This window comes from Kribbella sp. NBC_00889 (assembly GCF_045207705.1).
Lineage (GTDB): Bacteria > Actinomycetota > Actinomycetes > Propionibacteriales > Kribbellaceae > Kribbella.
Map to the genome: position 1 here is coordinate 7,188,040 of NZ_CP108783.1, position 21,959 is coordinate 7,209,998.

Below are 21,959 nucleotides of genomic sequence, written 5' to 3' on the forward strand. Positions count from 1 at the left end.
GTCACCTCTCGCCGGTGATGAAGGGCCGCAGCACCTCGACCGACCTGCGGCCGTCGTGCAGCTCGCGGACGTACTCCGGCGCGGCGTCGGCGACCTTGCGGGCCGGGTCGCGCTCGGAGATCAGCCGCTCGATCACCTCGGACAGGTCGTCCGGGTTGGCCTCGACGATCGGCAGGCCGGTCGGCAGCAGGTCGCGGACCGGGTCCGCCACATGCCCGACGGTGACCCGGCCGGCCGCCATCGCCTCGCAGGCGAAGACGCCGTACGACCCGAGCAGCAGCTGGTCGACCACGATGTCCGCGCTGCGCACCATCTCGGCGAGCTCGGAGTGCGGCAGACCCTGGACCCGCTGGTACTTGATCAGGCCCCGCGCATCCAGATCGGTGAGCACCGGGTCGACGTACGCCGATCCCTTCAGCGCACTGGCCGACGGCGCGTGCAGCACCACCGGCACCTCCCGGTCCAGCACCGGCTGGGTCGACGCGAACTCGTCGACGTCGACGGCCAACGGCAGCCAGATGCTGTTGTCGACGAACTCCAGCAGGTCCGGAGTGGTGACGTACACCGGACCCTCGTAGACATCCAGCTGAGTCCGCAGCAGGTCGTTCGCCGACTGCAGCCGCTGGCTCAGCTCGTCGTCCGGGTCGCGGAACGGCGAGTACTGGTACTTGGCCCGGTGCAGCGACGGGTCACGAATCTCCGACCCGTGGAAGATCAGGCCGTGCTTGATGCCGGCCTGCTCCAGGATCGGGATGTCGATGTTGAACATCTGCCCGCGCTGCTGCCCGAACATCGGCCGACCGGCCTCGAGCAGCACGTGGGTGATCTCGCGCAGCACGTACGCCGTGAGCTCCAGCTGCCACCGCAGATCGGACCGGTACTGCCGGTACGACCCGGTGCGGTGCACCCGGAAGTCGAACGCGCCGCTGCCCGTGGTGAGGGACTCGGCGACGAGCCCCGGCACCTCACGCTCGAGCGCGGTCGCCCACAGCCAGGCCTGACCGGCACTGTTGACCGGACCGATCAGCAGACGCCTCTGCTTCTTCTCGACCCGATCACCGGGCTGGACCCGCTCCAGCGTGCGGCCCACGAGTTCGCCGTACAGGCCGCGGAGCTTGTCGGCCTGCCCGGCCCAGGAGACCTCCTGCTGGTACCCCGGATCCGCCACTTTCTCGCGGTAGCTGTCCAGGTCACCGAGGACCATCCGCACCTTCGACGCCAGGTCGTGCGCGTCCGCCGCGACGAACACCTCGCCGATCCGGGTCCGGTCGACGAACTCCTTCATGCTCGGCATGTCGCTGACCACCACCGGCAGCCCGGCAAAGGCGTACTCGAACAGCTTGTTCGGCAGCGCCATCTCGTGGCTCGGGTACCGCAGGATCGGGATCAGGCCGACGTCGGCGGTGCGCAGGAACGCGACCACCTCTTCCGGCTCGACCGGATCGAGGCAGTGCAACCGGTCCTCGACGCCGAGGTCCGCGGCCTGGGTCTGCAACTCCTTGACCGCGTCGGTCGCGACACCGGGCACACACACGATGGCCAGGTGCACGTCCGGCAGGTCCACCAGGGCCTGGACGGCGGTGTGGATGCCACGGGCCCGGGTGACGCCGCCGCTGTAGACCAGCAGCGGCACCTGGGACGCCAGACCGATCCGGCTGCGGATGTCGGACACCTCGACCGACACGTCCGCCGGGTTCGGCGTGTTCATGATCACCGTCGGCTCGCGGTCGAGGTGGTGATCCTTCGTCAGCGTGCGCGCGATCGCCGGGCTGACCGTGACCACCCGGTCCACTGCATTGATGTACTCCGCCTCGTGGTTCGCCCAGGCCGCGATCGAGCGGCGGGTCCGGGCGCCGTACTGCGACAGCCCGGCCACGTACTCGTGCGCGTCGTAGACGACCTTCAGGTCCTTGCCGCGGAGATTCGCCCGGCCGGCGGCACGAGCGGCGACGCCGATCACGTGCATGTCGTGCGCGTGCACCACATCGGGCTCGAGCCGGTCGATCAGGTCACCGAACGCGAGCTCCAGGTCCAGCGCCTCGGGGTGCAGCTTGCGCCACGGTGCCGGCCAGGGCATCCGGTGGATCACGCCGTCGTACGCGCGCCAGCCGAACTTGAACGGCACGTCGACCTTGTTCCCGACGCCCTTGCGGACCCAGGTCGCCTTCCGCGCCGCCTGCCACCGCGAGCGGCGCAGCAGCCGGCCGCCGACGCCGAGCTTGTACTTGATCGGATTGCCCTTGCCCGCCTTGGCCGCGGCGATGGCATGCCCGGAGTCCGCCTTGAGCTCCTGCAGCCCGGCGTCGATCCGCTGGTCGCGGGCGACGTACGTGCCCTGGTACCGGTAGCCGGCGAACGGCGGCCGCCAGTCCCGGCGGGCCTTGCGGCTGCGCTTGCGTTCCTCGCGCAGACTGAAGGGAACCGCCACCCGGACGATCAGCGCGCCGTCGAGCATCTCCCTCGACGGCAGGCCGCTGGCCGAGACACCGAGCACAGTCACCTCTGCTCCGGTCTCGGCCAGCGCTGCGGCCTCCTTGCGGACCCGGCTGTCGTTGGTGACGTCGTTGGCGACGATCATCACGACCCGCAGGTCGGCATGTGTCACTGGCTGACCGACCTTCCGATCACAAGCCGGCGCACGCCCGCCCACCGGGCCGGGTCGGTGCGGTCACGACCGTCGACGAGCACCTTGACGCCCGGCAGCTCGGCTGGGGTCAGCTGCGCGTACTCCGGGTGGTCGGCCTGCAGCACCGCCGCGTCCACCGGCGTGCCCAGCGCGTACGGCGTGAAGCCGAGCTGCTGCAGCTCCTCGTCGGTGTACAGCGGGTCGTGCACGGATACCTCCGCACCACGGGACTTCAGCGCCTCCACGGCCGGGAAGACCCCGGAGAACGCCGTCTCCTTCACACCGCCACGGTACGCCGCACCGAGCACGACCACCTTGGCTCCGGTCAGGTCGCCGTACGCGCCCTCGAGCAGGCCGACGGTGTACTCCGGCATTCCGAGGTTCGCCTCGCGGGCGGCCCGGACCACCGTGGCCTCCGGGTCGGTCCACAGGTACAGCCGCGGATAGACCGGGATGCAGTGGCCGCCGACCGCGATACCGGGCCGGTGGATGTGGCTGTAGGGCTGCGAGTTCGACGCCTCGATCACCTGGTGGACGTCGATGCCGTTCTGGCCGGCGAACCGGGCGAACTGGTTCGCCAGGCCGATGTTGACGTCGCGGTAGGTGGTCTCGGCCAGCTTCGCCAGCTCGGCCGCCTCGGCCGACCCCAGGTCCCAGACGCCGTTGCCGCGCTCGAGGTCCGGACGGTCGTCGAAGTCCAGCACGGCCTCGTAGAACGCGGTGGCGCGCTTGGCGCCCTCCTCGGACAGGCCGCCGATCAACTTCGGGTACTTGCGCAGGTCCGCGAAGACGCGGCCGGTCAGCACCCGCTCCGGAGAGAACACCAGGTGGAAGTCCTGGCCCTCGGTGAGACCGGAGATCTCCTCGATCATCGGCTTCCACCGGTTGCGGGTGGTGCCGACCGGCAGGGTGGTCTCGTAGCTGACCAGGGTGCCGGGGCTGAGGTGCTCGGCCAGCGACCGGGTGGCGTTCTCCATCCAGCCGAACTCCGGCTCGCCGGTCTCCTCGTCGACGAACAGCGGCACGACCACGACGACGGCGTCGCTGTTCGGGATGGCGTCGGCGTAGTCCGTGGTCGCCCGCAGGCGGCCGTCGGCCACGGTCTCGGCCAGCAGCTCGGCCAGGTGGGCCTCACCCGGGAACGGCTCTTGGCCGGCGTTGACCAGCTCGACGAACTTCTCGTTGATGTCGACACCGACGACCTGATGGCCCTTGGCCGCGAACTGGACCGCCAACGGCAGTCCGATCTTGCCTAAGGCAACAACACTGACACGCACAGGAACTCCACTAGGTAGTGATTCTTCATCGGGGGCCTCGCAGCTTCCGTTCCAGCGGATGCTCGACGAACTTGTACATCAGCCACGAGGCGAGGATCGAGAGGGCGCAGACACCGGCGTACCAGGTCAGGTTGAACCAGCCGACCCTGCCGACCGGACCGTGGATCTCCACGATCGCGTACAGGACGGTGGCGTGGATCAGGTAGAAGGAGTAGGACCACTGGCCGAGCGCGACCAGCGGCTTGCTGCGTAGCCAGGACCTGCCGCCGCGGGTGTCGCGGATCGCGACGGCGAAGATCAGGAAGCCGTACAGCAGGGTCAGGATCTCCTTCTGGGTCAGGCCGATGGTGATGCCGAAGGGGACCTTGGCCGGGTGCCCGCCGGAGTAGTACAGGGTGAACAGGCCGAACCCGACGACCAGGAACGCGAACCAGACCGGGATCCGCGGCTTCCAGCCGGACCGGAGCGTGATCGCCAGCGCGATGCCGAACAGGAACGACGTCGAGTGCAGCACGGGTTGAGGGAACACCGGTATGACACCGGGGAAGTGGAACAACGAGAGCCGGTAGGCCCCCGAGACCACGAGGATGGCCACACAGAAGATCAGGCCACCGGTCACCTTCAGCCTGGCCGTGGCCCGCTGCACGAACGGGTGGTACGCGTAGAAGAACGCCTCCACCGACAACGTCCAGGACGCCGGGTTGCCGCCGTACAGGATCGTCGGATCGTTCGTCCAGCCGTGCAGCAGTAGCACCGACAGCAGCAGCACGGTGAGCGAGATCGGCTTGATCCAGGGCATGTCGGCCGGCGGATCGACCCGGTAGAACACGAAGAAGGCCGCGATCAGCGCGACCATGTGGGCCGGCCAGATCCGGGCGAACCGGCGCCGGTAGAAGGTGCGGATCTTCGTCCCCGGCTGGGCCGACCAGGTCAGCACGAAACCGGACAGCACGAAGAAGAACGTCACCCCCGACGTGCCCCACTTGAGGAAGTCGAAGATCGGCAGCGGCGCCAGGTTGGACATGTGGTGGCAGAACACGAAGAACGCCGCCCACCACCGCAGACCGGTCAGCGACTCCACTCTGGGTAGTCTCTTGCGTGGCACCTCCGGACTGGAGACACCGGTATCCGCCGTGACGTCGGCAACGGCCGACGCCGGGGACTGGGTCCCCGGCGCTGGCTGTTGGCTCTGGTCTTCCTCGGCGGCCTTCGTCATATGTCTACTCCGCGAGAGCGGAGACGACCCGGCCTGCGGCGTGGCCGTCTCCGTAGGGCATGGGGCGGTTTGATGCCGGGACAGGCCGGGCGGCCAGTCCGGGCAACTTGCTCACGTCGGATGTCAGGACGTTCCAGCCGTCGTCCAGGGTCTCCACCCATTCGGTCTCGGTGCGCAACGTTGTGCACACCCGGCCGAGCAGGAACGCCTCCTTCTGGAGACCACCGGAGTCGGTCACCACACCGGCCGAGCCGAGCACGGCCGCGACCATCTCCGGGTAGGCCAGCGGTTCCCGGACGTGCAGCGAACCGTCCGGACGGTCGAGCTTGATGCCGTACTCCGCGCAGCGCGCGACCAGCCGCGGATGCGCGAGCAGCAGCACCGGTGCACCAGCGGCCGCGAGACCGTCGATGATCGCCGCCAGCCGCGCCGGGTCGTCGGTGTTCTCGGCCCGGTGGATGGTCGAGACGACGTACTCGCCGCGCTTGAACGGCAGGTCCAGCGGCTTGTCCTGGACCGCGTCGCGGACCCGGAAGCACACGTCCGTCATCACGTCGCCGACCAGCCGCGCCTTGTCCGTCAGACCCTCGTTGGCCAGGTGGTCCATCGCCACCTGGGTCGGGGCCAGCAGGATGTCGGCCGCGTGGTCGGTGAGGACGCGGTTGTGCTCCTCCGGCATCCGCCGGTTGAACGACCGCAACCCTGCCTCCAGGTGCGCCACCGGCAGGTGCATCTTCACCGCCGACAGCGTCCCGGCCAGCGTCGAGTTGGTGTCGCCGTACACCAGCACCCAGTCGGGCTGGTGCTCGTCCAGTACGGCGTCCATCGCGGCCAGCATCGCGCCGGTCTGGACACCGTGACTGCCGGACCCGACGCCCAGGTGGACGTCCGGGTCCGGGATGCGCAGGTCGGCGAAGAACACGTCGGACATGTTCTTGTCGTAGTGCTGCCCGGTGTGCACGATCACATGCTGGTGCTCGGTGGCGGCGAATGCCTCCGCCACCGGCGCCAGCTTGACGAACTGTGGTCGTGCCCCGACGACACTCAGGACCTTCATGACTGCGGGAGCTCCGGGGCGACCTTGATGGTGCGGTCCTCGGCGGCGGACTGGATCACGGCCTCGGCGACGACGACGGTCTGCAGACCCTGCTTCAGCGTGACGATGTCGGTCTCCTTGCCCAGCACCGCGTCCCGGAACGCCTCGTGCTCGGTGCGCAGCGGCTCCGGCTTGCTGATCGCGTACCGGATCATGTCGCCCTCGCTGACACCGCGGAAGTGCGCGACGTCGTCCCACGCGGTGGCGACCGTGCCGTTGGCGTGGAAGGACAGGTCGGCCAGCAGCGTGTCGGCGATGAACGCGCCCTTCTCACCGGTGACGACGGTGAGCCGCTCCTTCATCGGGGAGAGCCAGTTGACCAGGTGGCTGGTCACGGTGCCGTCGGCAAGCTTGCCGGTCACCGCGATCAGGTCCTCGTACTGCCGGCCGGACTTGTGCGCGCTCTGTGCGGACACCGCGATGAACGGCGACTGGGTCACCCAGGCGGTCAGGTCGATGTCGTGGGTGGCCAGGTCGAGCACCACGCCGACGTCGGCGATCCGGGCCGGGAACGGGCCCTGGCGGCGGGTGGTGATCTGGTAGATGTCGCCCAGCTCGCCGGCCTCCAGCCGCACCCGCAGCGCCTGCAGCGCCGGGTTGTACCGCTCGATGTGGCCGACTGCGCCGATCACGCCGGCCGCCTCGAACGCCTTGGCGATCTCGGTCGCCTCGGCCGCGGACCCGGCCAGCGGCTTCTCGATCATCGCGTGTACGCCGGCCTCGGCCAGCGGCTTGGCGATCTCCGAGTGGTACTGCGTCGGGACGGCCACCATGCAGTAGTCGATGCCCTCGGCAATCAACTGCTCGATGTTCTCGTGCACCGGGCGACCGCCGGCCACGCCGAACTTGTCGCCACCGGGGTCGGCGACGGCGACCAGGTCGACGCCCTCGAGGGAGGCGAGCACGCGGGCGTGGTGGCGCCCCATCATGCCCAGGCCGATCAGTCCGGCTCGCAGGTTCGCCATCTCACGCACCAGCCTTCGCCACGGTGTTCACCGCGGAAACGATCCGGTTCAGGTCTTCCTCGGACAGCGAGGGGTGGACCGGCAGCGAGAGCACCTGCGCCGCGGCCTTCTCGGTCTCCGGCAGGTCCAGCTCGCGCTGGAACGAGGGCAGCCGGTGGTTCGGGATCGGGTAGTAGACACCGCAGCCGACGCCGTGCTCGGTGCGCAGCGCGTTCGCGAAGCCGTCGCGGTCCTCGGTCACCCGGATCGTGTACTGGTGGTAGACGTGCGTCGCCTCGGCGGCCACGGCCGGTACGGCGACACCCTGCAGGTTCGCGTCCAGGAAGGCCGCGTTCTCCTGCCGCTGCTTGGTCCAGCCGGTCAGCTTGGTCAGCTGCACCCGGCCGATCGCTGCGTGCAGGTCGGTCATCCGGTTGTTCAGGCCGACCAGCTCGTTCTCGTACTGCTTGAGCATGCCCTGGTTGCGCAGCAGGCGCATCCGGCGCTCGATGTCGGCGTTCGCGACCGAGTTCATACCGCCCTCACCGGACGTCATGTTCTTGGTCGGATACAGGCTGAACATCGCGAACTCGCCGAAGCCGCCGACCTGCGCGCCGTCCCAGGTCGCGCCGTGCGCCTGCGCGGCGTCCTCGTAGATCTGGATGCCGTGCTTGTCCGCAATGGCCTGCAGGGCGGTCATGTTCGCCGGATGACCGAACAGGTGCACCGGCATGACGGCCTTGGTCTTCTCGGTGATCGCGGCCTCGACCGCGGCCGGGTCCAGGCAGAAGTACGTCGGCTCGATGTCGGCGAACACCGGGGCGGCGCCGGTCAGCGCGACGCTGTTCGCGGTCGCGGCGAAGGTGAAGGACGGGACGATGACCTCGTCACCCGGCCCGACACCCGCGGCCAGCAGGCCGAGGTGGAGACCCGACGTGCCCGAATTCGTCGCGACGCAGGCTCGGCCGGAGACGAGCGCTGCGCCGAACTCCTGCTCGAACGCCGCCACCTCGGGGCCCTGGGCAAGCATGCCGGACTGCATCACCCGGTCGACGGCCTCGCGCTCCTCCTCCCCGATGATCGGCTTCGCGGCCGGAATCGGCTGCACCATCAGTTCTCCTCCATGTCTTCATCGGCCGGCCGCAGCCGTCCGTCGGTTTCGATGTACGTCTCGCCCGTGGCCGGGCACTTCCACTCGCCGTTCCCGACGTCGAGCAACGGAACTCCGGCCTTGCCGACCCACTTGATCCGGCGGGCCGGAACCCCGGCGACCAGCGCGAAGTCTGGCACGTCCTTGGTGACCACCGCACCCGCGGCGACGGTGGCCCAGCGGCCGATGGTGACCGGCGCCACGCAGACGCTGCGCGCGCCGAGCGAGCAGCCTTCCTTCATCGTGACGCCGACCGGCTCCCAGTCGTGCCCGCTCTTCAGTGAGCCGTCCGGGTTCACCGCGCGCGGGAAGTAGTCGTTGGTCAGCACCACGGCCGGACCGATGAACACGCCGTCCTCGAGCGAGGCCGGTTCGTAGACCAGAGCGTTGTTCTGGATCTTGCAGTTCTTGCCCATCCGGACCCCGGTCCCGACATAGGCACCGCGGCCGACGATGCAGTTCTCGCCCAGCACCGCGTTCTCGCGGATCTGGGCCAGATGCCAGATCGACGAACCGTCGCCGATCACGGCGCTGCCGTCGACGTCGGCGGTGGGCGCGATGCGGGACGTCACAGGGTCTCCTTCGAAGTGAGCCAGGTGGTGAGTGCTTCGGCCGACCGGCTTCCGTCGTGCAATTCCGCCACGTAGCCGGGGCCGGCGGCCGCCCACTCGGCGGCGGCGTCACGATCGGCGATCAGGCCCGTGACGACATCACCCAGGGTGTCTGGATCCGCCTCCACGATCGGCACCTCTCGTCCGGTCAGACTACGAACCCGGTGGCGCACGGCGTCACCGACGTACGACACCACAATCCGCCCGGCGGCCAGTGCTTCCGCGGCGGCCACGCCGTACAGGCCGATCCGAAGTTGGTCGACAACGATGTCGGCGTCGCCGATGACGCTCGGCATCCGATCGTGCGGTACGCCGGTGATGCGTCGGTACTCGATCGCGCCGGACTCGTGCAGCCGGGTCAGTACGGCGTCGATCTCCTCGGTGCCCTTGAGTTTCGCGTTCGACGGGACGTGCGCGACGACCGGTCGTTCGCCGGTGAACAGCGGGCGGGCCGCCTGCTGCCAGCGCGTCGCATCGATCGCCACCGGCAACCATCGCGCGTCCGGTACGTCGTCCAGCAGATCGACCGTGGACACGAACACCGGCAGGCCGAGGCTCTCGACCAGCTCGGCGTGCCGACGGGCCTGCGTCTCCAGGCGCTCGGTCAGCTCGTCACCGGGGACGAACGGCGACCAGCGCTCGCGCTTCGCGTGCCGGCTGGGCAGCCGGATGTCGGAACCGTGGAAGAGCAGGGAAACGTTGATGCCGGCATCGACCATGGTCGCGATGTCGGGCGACGCGTCCGGGAAGCCGCGGGCACCGAAGATCGGGCGCAGCGACTCCACCATCACGTGCGTGTACGAACCGACGATGTGCTGCTCCTGGGCCCGCTGCCAACGCGGCTGGCCGAACCAGGCGAGCGGCACGCCGTAGTCGTGGACGAACTGGAACTGCGCCTTGCGCTGCAACGTGAACGAGACGGCGCCGACCCCGGGGATCGTCTGGGCGGCTTGGGCCCAGGCGTGCCCCTGACCGGCGGAGTTGGTCGGTCCGACCAGCATCCGCACGGGGGTCGTGGCCACCGGCGGGAACGCCGGCAGTTGCGCGAACGAGTACCGCACACCACGCAGGCGCCGCCGGACCGCTCCGGCGGTCCGGGCCAGTGGCGCCGGCAGGTGCTCGCGGATCGAACGCGTCACCGTCATCGTGTCATCCATTACCTGCAGCGGCCTTTGTCGTGGCCTTCAGCTGATCCAGCTCGCGGCGGGCGGCCGGAAGACCGAGGACGACCGGGACGCTGCCGCGGCGCCGGCCGAGGTTCCAGCCGGCCCAGATCGCACCGGCGTCGAGGGCGATGACGACATCCGCCTTCTCGATCGTGGACAGTACGTCGCGACGGCCCTCGATCCGGCCCCAGTACGTCTTGCCCAGGTCCTTGCTGGCCCGGTTCCCGCGCAGGAACTTCACCGGCGCCGACGTCTTGATTGCCTTAGGCAACACCTTGCCCGCAGCCTTGCGAGCCTTCCGATACCGCCACCCCAAAGCCTTCCGAAACCGCGTGATCCCCACAGGCCGCGCCTCCCCCGCACCCCGAGAGGAGGCAGCGGCACCCGCCGGGGTGGTGGAGGCAGCTTCGTCTTCCGCCGCATCGGCGGGGACCTCAGCCGCAGCCGGTGCGACTTCACCTTCGCCGACCACGGACTCCGGCTCGGCAACAGCCTCCGGAGCGATCACCGCATCCGGGGCTTCCTCGGTCGGGTCAGCCTCGACAACCGGCTCCGGGGCTGGGGCTTTGGGCATCCGGCCGGGCCCGATGAGGGTGAAGGTGTGGACTCTGTCGGCGACGTAGCCCGACGGCGGCATCCAGGCGATGACGTCGAGCGACAGCTCCTGGTTGCCGAGGTCCTCGCGGACGGTGTCGAAGTACGTCGGCGGAAGGCGCCGGGTGCTCAGCAGGACGACGGTCTTCACGCCGCCACCCCCTGCACGGATGCGGCCAGCGACTCGATCCGCGGATCCAGCTGCAGATCCCGCCGGTACGACGCACCGAACTCACGCGCCTTCGCCCGGATCCCCTCGTCCGCCGTCCGGGCCGCGTGCGCCGCCTCGATCAGCGCGTCCGCGATCGCCTCCGGCGTCACGTCCGTCACCGGGAACCACAACGGATGACCACGCAGTACGTCGGACGCCGCGTTCTCCGGGTCGTGCACGGACACGATCGGCAACCCGGTCGCCAGGTACTCGAACACCTTGCCGCTGGTCACGTACCGCCCCTTGCCCAGCATCAGCAGCTGGACGTCGAACTCGTCGTATGCGCGGGCGATCTCCGCCTTGCCGACGGGGCCCTCGTAGCTGACCCCGTCGTCGGTGGCCTTGTTGATCGTGGCAAGCATGTCGGCGCGCGGCTGGGCGTAGTACCCGAGATAGCCGTAGATCTTCGCCTTCGCGCCGGCCAGCTCGTTGGACTGCGAGCGGGCCAACTGCCAGCCCTCGACGAACTCGGTCAGCGGAACCTTCGGCGACACGGTACCGACGTACCCGAAGGTCAATGGCCGATCGCCGGCCGGACCGCGGTCCGTGGTGTCCGGCACCAGGTCGGCGTCGAAGCCGTTGGAGACCGTGTGCATCTTGTCCGCGTGCGCCGGGTAGAGCTTCTCGTGCCAGTCCCGGATCGGGTCGTTCACGAACCAGATCTCGCGCGCGGAGTCGACCAGCTTCTTCTCCCAGCGGGCCGCACGACTCTTCGGCTCGTGCAGCCGGTCACCGGTGAACACGTCCAGCAGCCACGCGTCGCGGTAGTCCATCACGTACGGCACGCCGTACTTCTTGTGCAGCAGGTACGCCGGGGTGAACGCGACGTTCGGGTTCGCGGTGGCGACCGTCAGGTCGACCTTGTGCGCCTTGTGGATCCGCTCCGCGGCCTTCTCGATGACCGAGCGCCACGGCCCGTACCCGGTCTCCGGGAACGGCACGTGGTCCTGCTTGGTCCGCCACTTGCTCCAGACCTTCGGGTTGAGGGCACGGCGCTTGGACCACCGGCGCAGGTCGGCCTCGAGGATCGGCCAGTCGAACGGCACCCGGACGACCTCGATGGACGGGTCGACCCGCTCCTCCAGGGTCAGGTCGGCGCCGGTGAACCGGTGGAAGGTCTCGCGGTCGGCCGTCAGCACCGTCACCTTCCAGCCGAGCGCGGCGAACCGGTTGGCCGTGGCCAAGGCCCGGTAGACACCGCCTCCTCGACAGGGCGGAAAGCCCCAGGCGACATACAGCATGTGTGGGCGGTCCTTCATGCACTTCCTCTTAGCAAGTTGAGAATCGCGTCGGCCAGTTCGTCGTACGGCGTGGTCGCGGGCAGATGGTCGGCCGCCCACTGAAGCGCGTGGTCGCGCAGTTTCTCCAGCTCACCGGGATCCGCGGACCAGCGCTGCAGGATCTCGGACGCCTCTGCCACCGAGTCCACCAGGACTCCGCCACCGGACTCCTCGATCACCCTGGTCTGCCGGGGCAGCCGGGTGGACAGGACGGGAAGACCGCTGGCGAGGTACTCGTAGATCTTCGACGGCATCGCTTCCACGAACGCCGGTGTCGGCTGCAGCATCGCCAGGCCGGCCCAGGCACCCTGGGTGAGCCGCCACGCGTCGGCCGGAGGCTGGCGCCCGTGCAACCGGACCCGGCCGGCCAGATCGGACTGCTCGATCCGGGCCTGAAGCTGGTCCCAGTCCGAAGGCGCCACCGGGCCGACCAGGTCGAGTGACCAGTCCGGCGCCGCGGCGACGGTCTCGACCATGTCGAACAAGCCACGGCTGGCCCGCAGGTCCCCGATGTACACGGCCCGCGGCTGGCCCCAAGGCGGCGTCGGGGCCAGGAACGGCACGTAGGGGAGGTTCTGGACGACCAGCCGCCGCTTCGCCTCGTGCGGGGCCAGATGCGAGTCGGCGACGACGGTCAGGTCGGCGCCGGCGGCCAGCTTGGAACCCGCCCGGACGATCAGCCGGGCCGGGAGGCCGGCCGGTCCCCTCGCCCAGGCGCGGTCGGCGAGCAGCAGGTCGTAGTCCTCGTGAACGTCGGCAACCATTTTGCGACGGCGCAGGCTGGTGACGAGACGGGTGACCGGGATCATGTCCGGATCGACCGTCATCACCACCTTCGCCTTGGTCCGCCACGGCAACACCGCGGTCCGGGCCATCCGCTGGACCAGGTTGCCCCGAGGACCCGCGTGGACGACCGCACCGACCGGCCCGCCTTCGGCCTCACCCAGGCCCCACAGCTCGACGCTCAGGCCCCGGTGGTGCAGGGCCGCGGTGATCTTGTGCAGGCGCGCGTCGGCGACGTCGTGACCGGTCGTGATGATCCCCACGTCCGGCGCCGTACTGCGTGACCCGGCGTGGGGCCCGGCATTGGGCATGGTCAGAGGTCCTCGAGAGAGACGGATTCCTTCTCACCGACCTGGAGGAACTTGGTGTACGCCGTGATCACCTCGTTGGGCTCACCACGCATCATCACCTTGCCCTTGTGCAGCCAGATGCAGTCGTTGCACAGATCCCGGACGCTGCTCATCGCGTGGCTGACCAGGAACATGGTCCGGCTGTTGGTGACCAGTTCGTTCATCTTGGCCGCGGCCTTCGTCTTGAAGGACGCGTCGCCGGCCGACAGGGCCTCGTCGATCAGCAGGATGTCCGGGTCCATGTGGACCGCGACGGAGAACGCCAGCCGGCTGAACATGCCGGACGAGTACGTCCGCATCGGCATCTCCATGAAGTCACCGAGCTCGGCGAACTCCGCGATCTCCTCGTACCTCTCCTGGATCGCCTTGCGGCTGAGGCCCGCGGCCAGTCCACCGAGGACGACGTTCTCGCGGCCGGACAGGGCCGCGTTGAAGCCGACGCCCAGCGACAGCAGGGTGCTGACCCGGCCGTGCACCTCGATCCGGCCCGAGGTCGGCGGCAGGATGCCGGCGATCGACCGCATCAGCGTCGACTTGCCGGCGCCGTTGGCACCGATGATGCCGATGGTGGTGCCGTGGTTCACGTCGAAGGAGACGTTCTGTACGGCCTTGACCTCGCGGATCGCCCGCTCGCCGCGGCCGAACCGGACGATCGCGCTCTTGAAGGTCGGCACCCGCTCGAACGTGGTCCGGTAGGTGATGGACACGTCCTGCACCTTGACGGCGGGCGCGGCCGGCTCGGTCTTCTGCATCGATTTCTTCTCAGCCTCAGAGACGGACAACGAACTCACGCTCCCTCGACATGAAGAACAACGAGCCGACCACGGCGGCGAGGACCGCCCAGAACCCGGCTCCGACCCACATCTTCAGCGGCGGGATGTCACCGCGGACGAGCAGGTCGGTCCAGCCGCCGATCAGCGAGTAGAGCGGGTTGTACTGGATGAAGCCCTTGAACCTGGCCGGTGCCTGCTCGGCGAACCACAGCACCGGGGACAGGTACAGCCAGATCCGCACGAAGTACGGCAGGAAGGACGTCGTGTCCCGGAAGTACACCTGCAGCGCGGCGAAGACCATGCCCATGCCGGCTGCGAAGAACGTCAGCATGATCAGGAACGCCGGCGCGAGCAGCATCGGCCACCGCAGCGGCTGTCCCATGATCAGGTGGATCGCCAGATACACGACCATCGTCGGCAAGAAGCGGAAGAACGCCGTCCGCAACGCGGCCAGCGGCAGCAGCATCCGCGGGAACGACATGTTCATCAGCAGCTTGCCGCCGCCGACGACACTGGTCGCTCCGGCCGTCATCGCACCGGAGAAGTAATAGAAGACGAAGAGGCCGCCACACATGTGCACGAACCGCTCCGCGCCGCCGGTCTTGTTGGCACCGCCCGCGATGATCTCCGTCAGCAGGTAGTAGACAGCCGCCAGGAGCAACGGGTTCAGCACCAGCCACACCTGTCCGAAGAAGGTGTTGGTGTTGGCGGCCCGGATGTTCGTCCGGGACATCTCGGCCGCGAACTCCCGCCGCTGCCACAGCGCCTTGAAATAGGGACGCAACGGCGGCAGGCCGACCTTGTGCGGTTCGTACACATGCACCGACGGGTTGAACTCCTCGTCGACGCTAGTCGCGTTCATTCAGGCGACGCCTCTCTCTGCCGGAAGTCGAGTCCGCGCCGACCGAACTCCTGCCGTTCGCAGCCACGCAGACCGGGAGCAGAGTAGCGGACTGGGCACTTGGCCGACGACACGGTGGTCCTCCATAGTGAGCAACGACGTACAGACAGCTACCAACGTCGCGCCCGATTGGGTGAACCACTGGAAGAAAGTCGTCCGTCGCCGATCGTTATCGGGAATATACATTTGACAACCTGCGACGGCCAAAACGCCTTCCAGAGCATGCAATCGGCGCGCGACCCATGCTCGCCATGCACTCTCGCGAACACCAGAGAGCAAAATCAAATCGCGGTCAATTCGCCTGTACGACGTCCGTCGGGGCACCGAAGTTCACACCGGCGGCGTGATATGCCGCACCAGGACACCAGTGGTCTGGACCGGTGTCAGCCGGCGGTGGGCCCCAGGCGGTGCTTCCTGGCCGGGGCGAGCCGGACGGGGGACACGAGGTCCCCGCGCGCCATGGACAGCCTCACCATCCACGGAGCTCCGCTCGGCACCTCCCGGGGCCCGGGCCGTGTCAGGGGCGACACGACCGCAACCGGCGATCCGGTGACCCGTCCGCGCTGGGCGGAGACGGGACGGGCGGAGACCGGATCGGCAGGCACGATGACCAGGGCGGCGGTCATCGCGCCGTGGGCACGTCCCCGGATCGGCTGCGATCGCCAGCAGGTGCGCGCAGCAGACGTCGAGACGGACCCGAGGCCGGTGACGGAAGACACTGCCCGGCAGCGTGACCCAAGGACGGGGAGCCACGACCGGACACTGGGGACGGCAGCACCACAGCGAGCGGCGGAACGGGGCGGAACCGGTCGCATCGGCGCTTCTCCTCCTCATCGGCCTCACGATGGAGATGCACAGTTTGTACACCCTCCAGCACAGCCGGTGATGGCACGGGAGTGCGAGGGCACCGATGCGCCGGGATCGAGACCCAACCGAAACGGGCTCCGCTGACGGAACAGCGAACTCGGGCCAGAATTGGAACAGCAGCCCGGCGGCGCTCAGGTGGTCCGTCGCCGGGCTGCTGGACCTCAATTCTCGCTCACAACTGCGCAGAAATGGTGGCCAGATGGTGACACGGCACAAGAATGCTGACAGGACAACAAATATCGCTGGGTGCATTCAGGGCGACACGGACAGTGCGATCGGCACTGGATCGACCGTCCTACTCTGGAGGGGCGGTAGCGGACAGTGACAGCACTCGGAAGGGAGGAGAGAGTTGTGAGCACAACGGACACGGAGCGTGCCGACCATCTGAAGGTGCTCGGACTCGGCAACGACGAGATCAAGGTCTACCAGCACCTGCTGCGGACCGGTCCGTCGTCGATCACCGAACTGGACGAGGCGGTCCCCGACCGCGACGCCACCATCGACGCCACCCTCGGCGGGCTGGTGCAGGCGGGCCTGGCGCGGCGGTCCGGTTCGGACCACTCCCGCTTCCTGCCGGTGCCACCCGACGCCGGCCTGGAGGCGATGACGCTGCGTCGCGAGTCCGAGTTGAAGCAGGCCCGGATCGAGGTGCTGAACGCGTACGACGAGTTCCGCCGGACCGTGCACAACGAGTCGACCACGCACCTGATCGAGGTCGTCACCGGCAGCGCGATCGTCGAACGCATCCACCAGATCAAGGGCGGTGCGCAGCGGGAGATCCTGGCGATCGACTCGCCGCCGTACTACATCGGCGGGCCGAACCAGGAGGAGATCGACCACCTCAAGCGGGGCGTCTCCTACCGGGTCGTGTACTCACCGGAGTCGGTCGAGGTGCCGGGGTACCTGACCGAGAACATCCTGCCCTGCGTGGAGGCCGGCGAGCAGGCGCGGGTCCTGCCCTACGTACCGGCCAAGCTGACCATCATCGACGGTTCGATCGCGTTCGTGTCGATGTCGGTGCGCGACACCGATGTGAACCGGTCGCTGCTGATCATCCGGCCGAGCAGTCTGCTGACCGCCCTGATCGGGATGTTCGAGCTGTGCTGGCGCAACGCGCTGCCGCTGCACGCGTCGGTCGGCACGGAGGACGACCGGCTCGAACCGATCGAGCGCCGCCTGCTCGCGTTGCTCGCCACGGGTGCCGCGGACGACACGATTGCCCGTACGCTGGGTATCAGCCGACGTACCTTCTTCCGCTACCTGGAGCGCCTGATGAACCGCACCGGCGCAAGCACCCGCTTCCAGCTCGCCCTGCACGCCGCACGGGAGAACTGGCTGTAAAGACACCCGTCGCTTGCTCGCCGGGGCGGGCGGGCAGGCGACGGGCCTTTGCTACAAGGGATTTCTAGGACGCGGTCGCGGTGAATTCCTTGGCGACGACCTCGGCGATCTGCGCGGTGTTCAGCGCCGCGCCCTTGCGCAGGTTGTCGCCGCAGACGAACAGCTCCAGCGAGTTCGGGTCGTCCAGCGACTTGCGGATCCGGCCGACCCAGGTCGGGTCGGTGCCGACCACGTCGGCAGGGGTCGGGAACTCACCCTCCGCCGGGTTGTCGAACAGCAGCACGCCCGGGGCGTCCCGCAGTACCTCGCGGGCCTCGTCGGCGTCGACCTCCTGGGCGAACCGCGCGTGCACCGACAACGAGTGCGTGGTGACGACCGGCACCCGGACGCAGGTCGCGGACACCTTCAGGTCGGGCAGGCCGAGGATCTTGCGCGACTCGTTGCGGACCTTGAGCTCCTCCGACGACCAGCCGTCGTCCTTGAGCGAACCGGCCCACGGAACGACGTTCAGCGCGAGCGGCGCCGGGAACGGGCCGAGCGCGTTGCCGATCACGCGGCGAACGTCGCCCGGCGTGGTGCCGAGGTCGCGATTGCCGGCCACCTTCATCAGCTGGTCGTACAGCGCGTCGATGCCTTCCTGCCCGGCACCAGAGGCCGCCTGGTACGACGCGACGACCAGCTCCTCGAGCTCGAAGCGGTGGTGCAGCGCACCCATCGCGACGATCATCGACAGCGTCGTGCAGTTCGGGTTGGAGATGATGCCGCGCGGCCGGTTCCGGGCCGCTTCGGCGTTCACCTCCGGCACTACCAGCGGGACCTCCGCGTCCATCCGGAACGCGCCGGAGTTGTCCACCACCACGGCACCCTTGGCGGCCGCGATCGGTGCCCACTGGGCGGACACCGCATCCGGTACGTCGAACATCGCCACGTCGATGCCGTCGAACGCGTCCTCGCTGATCGCGACGACCTCGACCTCCTCGCCGCGCACCTTCAAACGTTTGCCCGCAGAGCGCTCGGACGCGATCAGCCGGATCTCTCCCCAGACGTTCTCCCGGGTCGAGAGCAGAGTCAGCATCACCGACCCGACCGCGCCGGTCGCACCGACCACCGCCAGGGAAGGCAGACCCGTCCGGTCCTCGATCGTGTTCTCCACAGCGCTCACAGGGGTCACCGTCCAGTTCCTCCGTACACGACGGCCTGGGTGTGCTCGTCGTCCAGATCGAATGCGGTGTGCGCCGCGGTCACGGCGGCATCCACCAGGTTCTCGTCCACGACCACCGAGATCCGGATCTCCGAGGTGGAGATCATCTCGATGTTCACGCCGGCGTCGGCGAGCGCGGAGAAGAATTTCGCGGACACGCCCGGGTGCGAGCGCATTCCGACACCGACCACCGACACCTTGCCGATCTGGTCGTCGTAGAGCAACTGCTCGTAGCCCACTTCGTCCTTCATCCGGGCCAGCGCGGACATCGCCCGGGCGCCGTCGACGCGGGGCAGCGTGAAGGAGATGTCGGTGCGGTTGGTGGCGACCGCGGACACGTTCTGCACGATCATGTCGATGTTGGTCTCGGCACCGGCGACCGTCTCGAAGATCCGGGCCGCCTCACCGGGCTTGTCCGGTACGCCGACCACGGTGATCTTGGCCTCATTGCGGTCCTGGACCACGCCGGAGATGATCGCCTGTTCCATTTGATCCAGTTCCTTCGCATCGACGACCCAGGTGCCTTCCTTCTGCGAGAAGGAGGAGCGCACGTGGACGGGGACGTTGTAGCGCCGCGCGTACTCGACGCAGCGCAGGTGCAGCACCTTGGCGCCGCACGCGGCCATCTCGAGCATCTCCTCGTAGGAGATCTTCGGGATCTGCCGGGCGGCCGGCACGATCCGCGGGTCCGCGGTGAAGATGCCGTCCACGTCGGTGTAGATCTCGCAGTAGTCCGCCTCGAGGGCGGCGGCGAGAGCGACCGCGGTGGTGTCGGAGGCGCCGCGGCCCATCGTGGTGATGTCCTTGGTGTCCTGGGCGACGCCCTGGAACCCGGCCACGATCGCGATGTGGCCCTCGGACAGCGCTCCCTCGATCCGGCCCGGCGTGATGTCGATGATCCGGGCGTTGCCGTGCGCGGACGTGGTGATCACACCGGCCTGCGAGCCGGTGAAACTTCGCGCTTCGTAGCCCAGGTTGGCGATCGCCATCGCCAGTAGGGCGGCGGAGATCCGCTCCCCGGAGGTGAGCAGCATGTCCAGCTCGCGCGGCGGCGGCAACGGGGACACCTGCTGGGCCAGGTCCATCAGCTCATCGGTGGTGTCGCCCATGGCGGAGATGACCACCACCACGTCGTTCCCGGCCTTCTTCGTCGCGACGATCCGTTGGGCCACACGCTTGATGCAATCGGCGTCGGCGACCGAAGAACCGCCGTACTTGTGCACGACGCGTCCCACAGCTGTGTCTCCTCAAACCACTGGATGCGGTACGCCGTGCCGCGTTGCACCAGGCGTAGTCATTCGCGGTCATTCTAGCCGTGACTCGCTCGTTGCCTACCGGCTGACCAGCACCCGGTCCGCTTGTCCGGCCGATCCGGACGGCGCCGAACGTTACACGGCCGCGTTGACGACCGACCGCAAACCGGCCGGCCGGCGACGCCCCTTGTTCATATAAGTCATCACTGAAATACTTCGATCCGTGCATGCGTTCGACATCCTCGGCGACCCGGTCCGGCGCCGGATCCTGGAACTGCTGGCCGACGGCGAACTGCCGGCCGGCAGCATCGCCGCGGCGATCGGCACTGAGTTCGGCATCAGCCAGCCGGCCGTCTCGCAGCATCTGCGGGTACTGCGCGACAACGGCTTCGCGACCGTCACCGTCGCCGGCACTCGGCGGCTGTACGCCGTGGATCCCGGGCCACTGCGCGAGATCGACACCTGGCTGGACCGGTACCGAAAGTTCTGGATCAACCGCTTGGATGCCCTGGAGACCGAGATCCATCGCGGCCGCCGGCAGAGCTGACAACACTTCGCTGCTCCCCTGCATCTGACAGGTGAACCAACCTGGAGGGGGCAGTGCATGCGAACGATCGTCGCCAGACTGTGTATGTCGGAGGACGGGATCGTGGACCAGCCGGAGCGCTGGCTGCCCCAGCCCGCGCACGGCGCCGTGATCGACCAACTGGTGACCGGCTCCGAGACCGTCCTGCTCGGCCGCAAGACCTTCGAGCAGTACGCCGCCACGGGACTCGAGCTCTCGAGGACTCTCGTCGTCTCCTCACAGCCCGTGAGTGCTCGGCCGGACACCGAAGTACTGCAAGGTGATCCGCGCTGGGTGCTGGCTGCCTTGAAGCGGCTGCCCGGATCCGATCTGCACGTCGTCGGCAGCCTCACGCTGATCCGGTCGCTGCTGCGGTGGCGGCTGATCGACGAGGTGGCTCTGCGGATCCATCCCGTCGCCGCGGGCCGCGGAGCGTTCCTGGACCGGCGTGCGTTGCGGCTGATTTCGATGTGGGCCGGGGACTCCGGCGTACTGGAGGCTCGGTACCGGATGCTCTACGCCGGGACCGCGAGCTCCTCGAGGCTTGCGGACTCGGCCGGCCGGTGGGGTGGCACGCGGATCAGAGACACGGTCGCCAGCAACCCCAGGATTGCCATCAGGACCCACGCGTAGCGGACGCCGAAGGACTCGACCACCGTGCCGGCAACGGCCGAGCCGACCGCGGACCCGATCATGCCGCCACTGAGCATCCAGCCGAAGATCTCGGTCCGCGCCGAGGCCGGCGTCATCGCGCCGATCCGCTCGTAGATCGCACCGATCGTCGGCGCGATCAGGCAGCCGGCCGCGAACAGCATCACGGCCAGGGCGACCACCGAGAACGTGGCGAACACGCACGCGGCGGTGAGGACGGTCATGGCCAGCATCCGGCGCCAGACGTAGGAGTCCCGGCGGCCGGGGAGCGCCCCGCCGACCAGGCCGCCACACAGACTGCCGGCCGCGGCCGCCATCTCCAGTACTCCGGCGATGAGGCGGTTGCCGTGCTCGTCGGCGAACGCGACGATGCCCAGCGACATTGATGCGAAGCCGGTGACCATGCAGGCGAAGGCGAACAGCAGCGGCAACCGGTGCCGGTGGAGCAGAAGCTGCAGCGCGGTCGGGCGGGGTCCGTCGGACTCGTCGTGCGGCGTCCGCGGCTGTTGCTTGAGAGCGAACCACCAGATCGCCGCGGCCGCCGTCACGGCACACGCCAGCACTCCGGCGCGTGGACTGGCGAAGCTGACCGCGATGGCACCGAGCATCGGACCGATCAGGAACAACAGCTCCTGCGCGGTCGCGTCCAGTGCATAGACCGCGCGCAGCCGCGCACCCTGCACCAGCTTCGGCCAGCTCGCCCTCAGCGCCGACGTGACCGGGGCGACGAACATGCCGGCGAGGGCAGCCGCGATCGGCAGCACCCGGTACCAGCTGTACGGCAGCAGCGCGACCACTGCCATCAGTCCACCCCACGCCATCCCAGTGCCGAGCAGGACCCGCCGGGCTCCTCTGCGGTCCGCGAGACGCGACCACACGACGCTGGCGACCGCCATACCGACGGAGTAGGCACCCGCGACCACTCCGGCCCAGCCGAAGTTGCCAGCGGCATCCTTCGCCAGGAACGACAGCGGCACCATCGTCGCCATCACCGGCAGCCTCGCGATCAGGGCCGACGCCAGCAGCGCCATCACTCCGTGGGTCTTCCAGAGATCGCGATATGCGGTCAGGTCCATAAGCAGCATTCTGTCCTGACATCTACG

At 68.6% G+C, this 21,959-nt stretch carries 19 protein-coding genes; 3 read left to right on the forward strand and 16 right to left on the reverse strand.

Annotated elements, in window-relative coordinates; all coding sequences use genetic code 11:
• Position 1: 1 nt before the first annotated feature.
• From OG817_RS35125 to OG817_RS35185, 13 genes are all read right to left on the reverse strand, one after another.
• Positions 2-2,605, reverse strand: coding sequence for a glycosyltransferase family 4 protein (locus OG817_RS35125; RefSeq protein ID WP_406049120.1), 2,604 nt, complete (start codon positions 2,603-2,605; stop codon positions 2-4).
• Positions 2,602-3,903, reverse strand: a complete 1,302-nt coding sequence (locus OG817_RS35130) for a nucleotide sugar dehydrogenase (RefSeq protein WP_406049121.1) — start codon at positions 3,901-3,903, stop codon at positions 2,602-2,604. The genes OG817_RS35125 and OG817_RS35130 overlap by 4 nt, the downstream gene beginning before the upstream one ends.
• Positions 3,904-3,928: 25 nt before the next feature.
• Positions 3,929-4,984 carry an acyltransferase family protein gene (locus tag OG817_RS35135; RefSeq protein WP_406049123.1) on the reverse strand — a complete coding sequence of 352 codons (1,056 nt, stop codon included), beginning with the start codon at positions 4,982-4,984 and terminating at the stop codon, positions 3,929-3,931.
• Between the two features lie 139 nt (positions 4,985-5,123).
• Positions 5,124-6,176 carry a non-hydrolyzing UDP-N-acetylglucosamine 2-epimerase gene (wecB, locus tag OG817_RS35140; RefSeq protein WP_396390956.1) on the reverse strand — a complete coding sequence of 351 codons (1,053 nt, stop codon included), beginning with the start codon at positions 6,174-6,176 and terminating at the stop codon, positions 5,124-5,126.
• Positions 6,173-7,180: a Gfo/Idh/MocA family protein gene (locus tag OG817_RS35145; RefSeq protein WP_406049125.1), complete on the reverse strand. Its 1,008-nt coding sequence runs from the start codon at positions 7,178-7,180 to the stop codon at positions 6,173-6,175. The genes wecB and OG817_RS35145 overlap by 4 nt, the downstream gene beginning before the upstream one ends.
• A gap of 1 nt (position 7,181) precedes the next feature.
• Complete coding sequence (locus tag OG817_RS35150; RefSeq protein ID WP_406057582.1) at positions 7,182-8,273, reverse strand: DegT/DnrJ/EryC1/StrS family aminotransferase; 1,092 nt, start codon at positions 8,271-8,273, stop codon at positions 7,182-7,184.
• Positions 8,270-8,881 (reverse strand): acyltransferase, encoded by a 612-nt coding sequence (locus tag OG817_RS35155; RefSeq protein ID WP_406049127.1) that lies wholly within the window; start codon positions 8,879-8,881, stop codon positions 8,270-8,272. The genes OG817_RS35150 and OG817_RS35155 overlap by 4 nt, the downstream gene beginning before the upstream one ends.
• Positions 8,878-10,065, reverse strand: a complete 1,188-nt coding sequence (locus OG817_RS35160; RefSeq protein ID WP_406049128.1) for a hypothetical protein — start codon at positions 10,063-10,065, stop codon at positions 8,878-8,880. Before OG817_RS35160 ends, OG817_RS35155 begins: the two co-directional genes overlap by 4 nt.
• Positions 10,066-10,069: 4 nt before the next feature.
• The gene (locus OG817_RS35165; RefSeq protein WP_406049130.1) at positions 10,070-10,831 is read right to left on the reverse strand and encodes a hypothetical protein; all 762 of its coding nucleotides are present in this window, start codon (positions 10,829-10,831) and stop codon (positions 10,070-10,072) included.
• Positions 10,828-12,150, reverse strand: coding sequence for a glycosyltransferase (locus OG817_RS35170; protein ID WP_406049132.1), 1,323 nt, complete (start codon positions 12,148-12,150; stop codon positions 10,828-10,830). The genes OG817_RS35165 and OG817_RS35170 overlap by 4 nt, the downstream gene beginning before the upstream one ends.
• Positions 12,147-13,265: a glycosyltransferase gene (locus OG817_RS35175; RefSeq protein ID WP_396390949.1), complete on the reverse strand. Its 1,119-nt coding sequence runs from the start codon at positions 13,263-13,265 to the stop codon at positions 12,147-12,149. The genes OG817_RS35170 and OG817_RS35175 overlap by 4 nt, the downstream gene beginning before the upstream one ends.
• Positions 13,266-13,267: 2 nt before the next feature.
• Positions 13,268-14,056 (reverse strand): ABC transporter ATP-binding protein, encoded by a 789-nt coding sequence (locus tag OG817_RS35180; protein ID WP_396390948.1) that lies wholly within the window; start codon positions 14,054-14,056, stop codon positions 13,268-13,270.
• A gap of 16 nt (positions 14,057-14,072) precedes the next feature.
• A complete protein-coding gene (locus OG817_RS35185; RefSeq protein ID WP_360457004.1) occupies positions 14,073-14,939 on the reverse strand; it encodes an ABC transporter permease in 867 nt (288 codons plus the stop codon).
• A 1,257-nt stretch (positions 14,940-16,196) separates the two neighbouring features.
• Between OG817_RS35185 and OG817_RS35190 the strand changes: the two genes are divergently transcribed.
• Positions 16,197-17,186 carry a helix-turn-helix domain-containing protein gene (locus OG817_RS35190; protein WP_406049134.1) on the forward strand — a complete coding sequence of 330 codons (990 nt, stop codon included), beginning with the start codon at positions 16,197-16,199 and terminating at the stop codon, positions 17,184-17,186.
• A 64-nt stretch (positions 17,187-17,250) separates the two neighbouring features.
• Here the strand turns inward: OG817_RS35190 and OG817_RS35195 are convergent, their stop codons facing one another.
• The gene (locus tag OG817_RS35195) at positions 17,251-18,348 is read right to left on the reverse strand and encodes an aspartate-semialdehyde dehydrogenase (RefSeq protein ID WP_406049136.1); all 1,098 of its coding nucleotides are present in this window, start codon (positions 18,346-18,348) and stop codon (positions 17,251-17,253) included.
• A gap of 5 nt (positions 18,349-18,353) precedes the next feature.
• Positions 18,354-19,622 (reverse strand): aspartate kinase, encoded by a 1,269-nt coding sequence (locus OG817_RS35200; RefSeq protein WP_131361394.1) that lies wholly within the window; start codon positions 19,620-19,622, stop codon positions 18,354-18,356.
• Positions 19,623-19,863: 241 nt separating this feature from the next.
• Here OG817_RS35200 and OG817_RS35205 point away from each other — a divergent pair, with 241 nt between their 5' ends.
• Positions 19,864-20,187: an ArsR/SmtB family transcription factor gene (locus tag OG817_RS35205; protein ID WP_406049137.1), complete on the forward strand. Its 324-nt coding sequence runs from the start codon at positions 19,864-19,866 to the stop codon at positions 20,185-20,187.
• A 57-nt stretch (positions 20,188-20,244) separates the two neighbouring features.
• Positions 20,245-20,838: a dihydrofolate reductase family protein gene (locus OG817_RS35210; RefSeq protein WP_406049139.1), complete on the forward strand. Its 594-nt coding sequence runs from the start codon at positions 20,245-20,247 to the stop codon at positions 20,836-20,838.
• On the opposite strand, the gene OG817_RS35215 is transcribed toward OG817_RS35210, so the two are convergent.
• Positions 20,721-21,932, reverse strand: coding sequence for an MFS transporter (locus tag OG817_RS35215; protein WP_406049140.1), 1,212 nt, complete (start codon positions 21,930-21,932; stop codon positions 20,721-20,723). The genes OG817_RS35210 and OG817_RS35215 overlap by 118 nt on opposite strands.
• Positions 21,933-21,959: the final 27 nt, after the last annotated feature.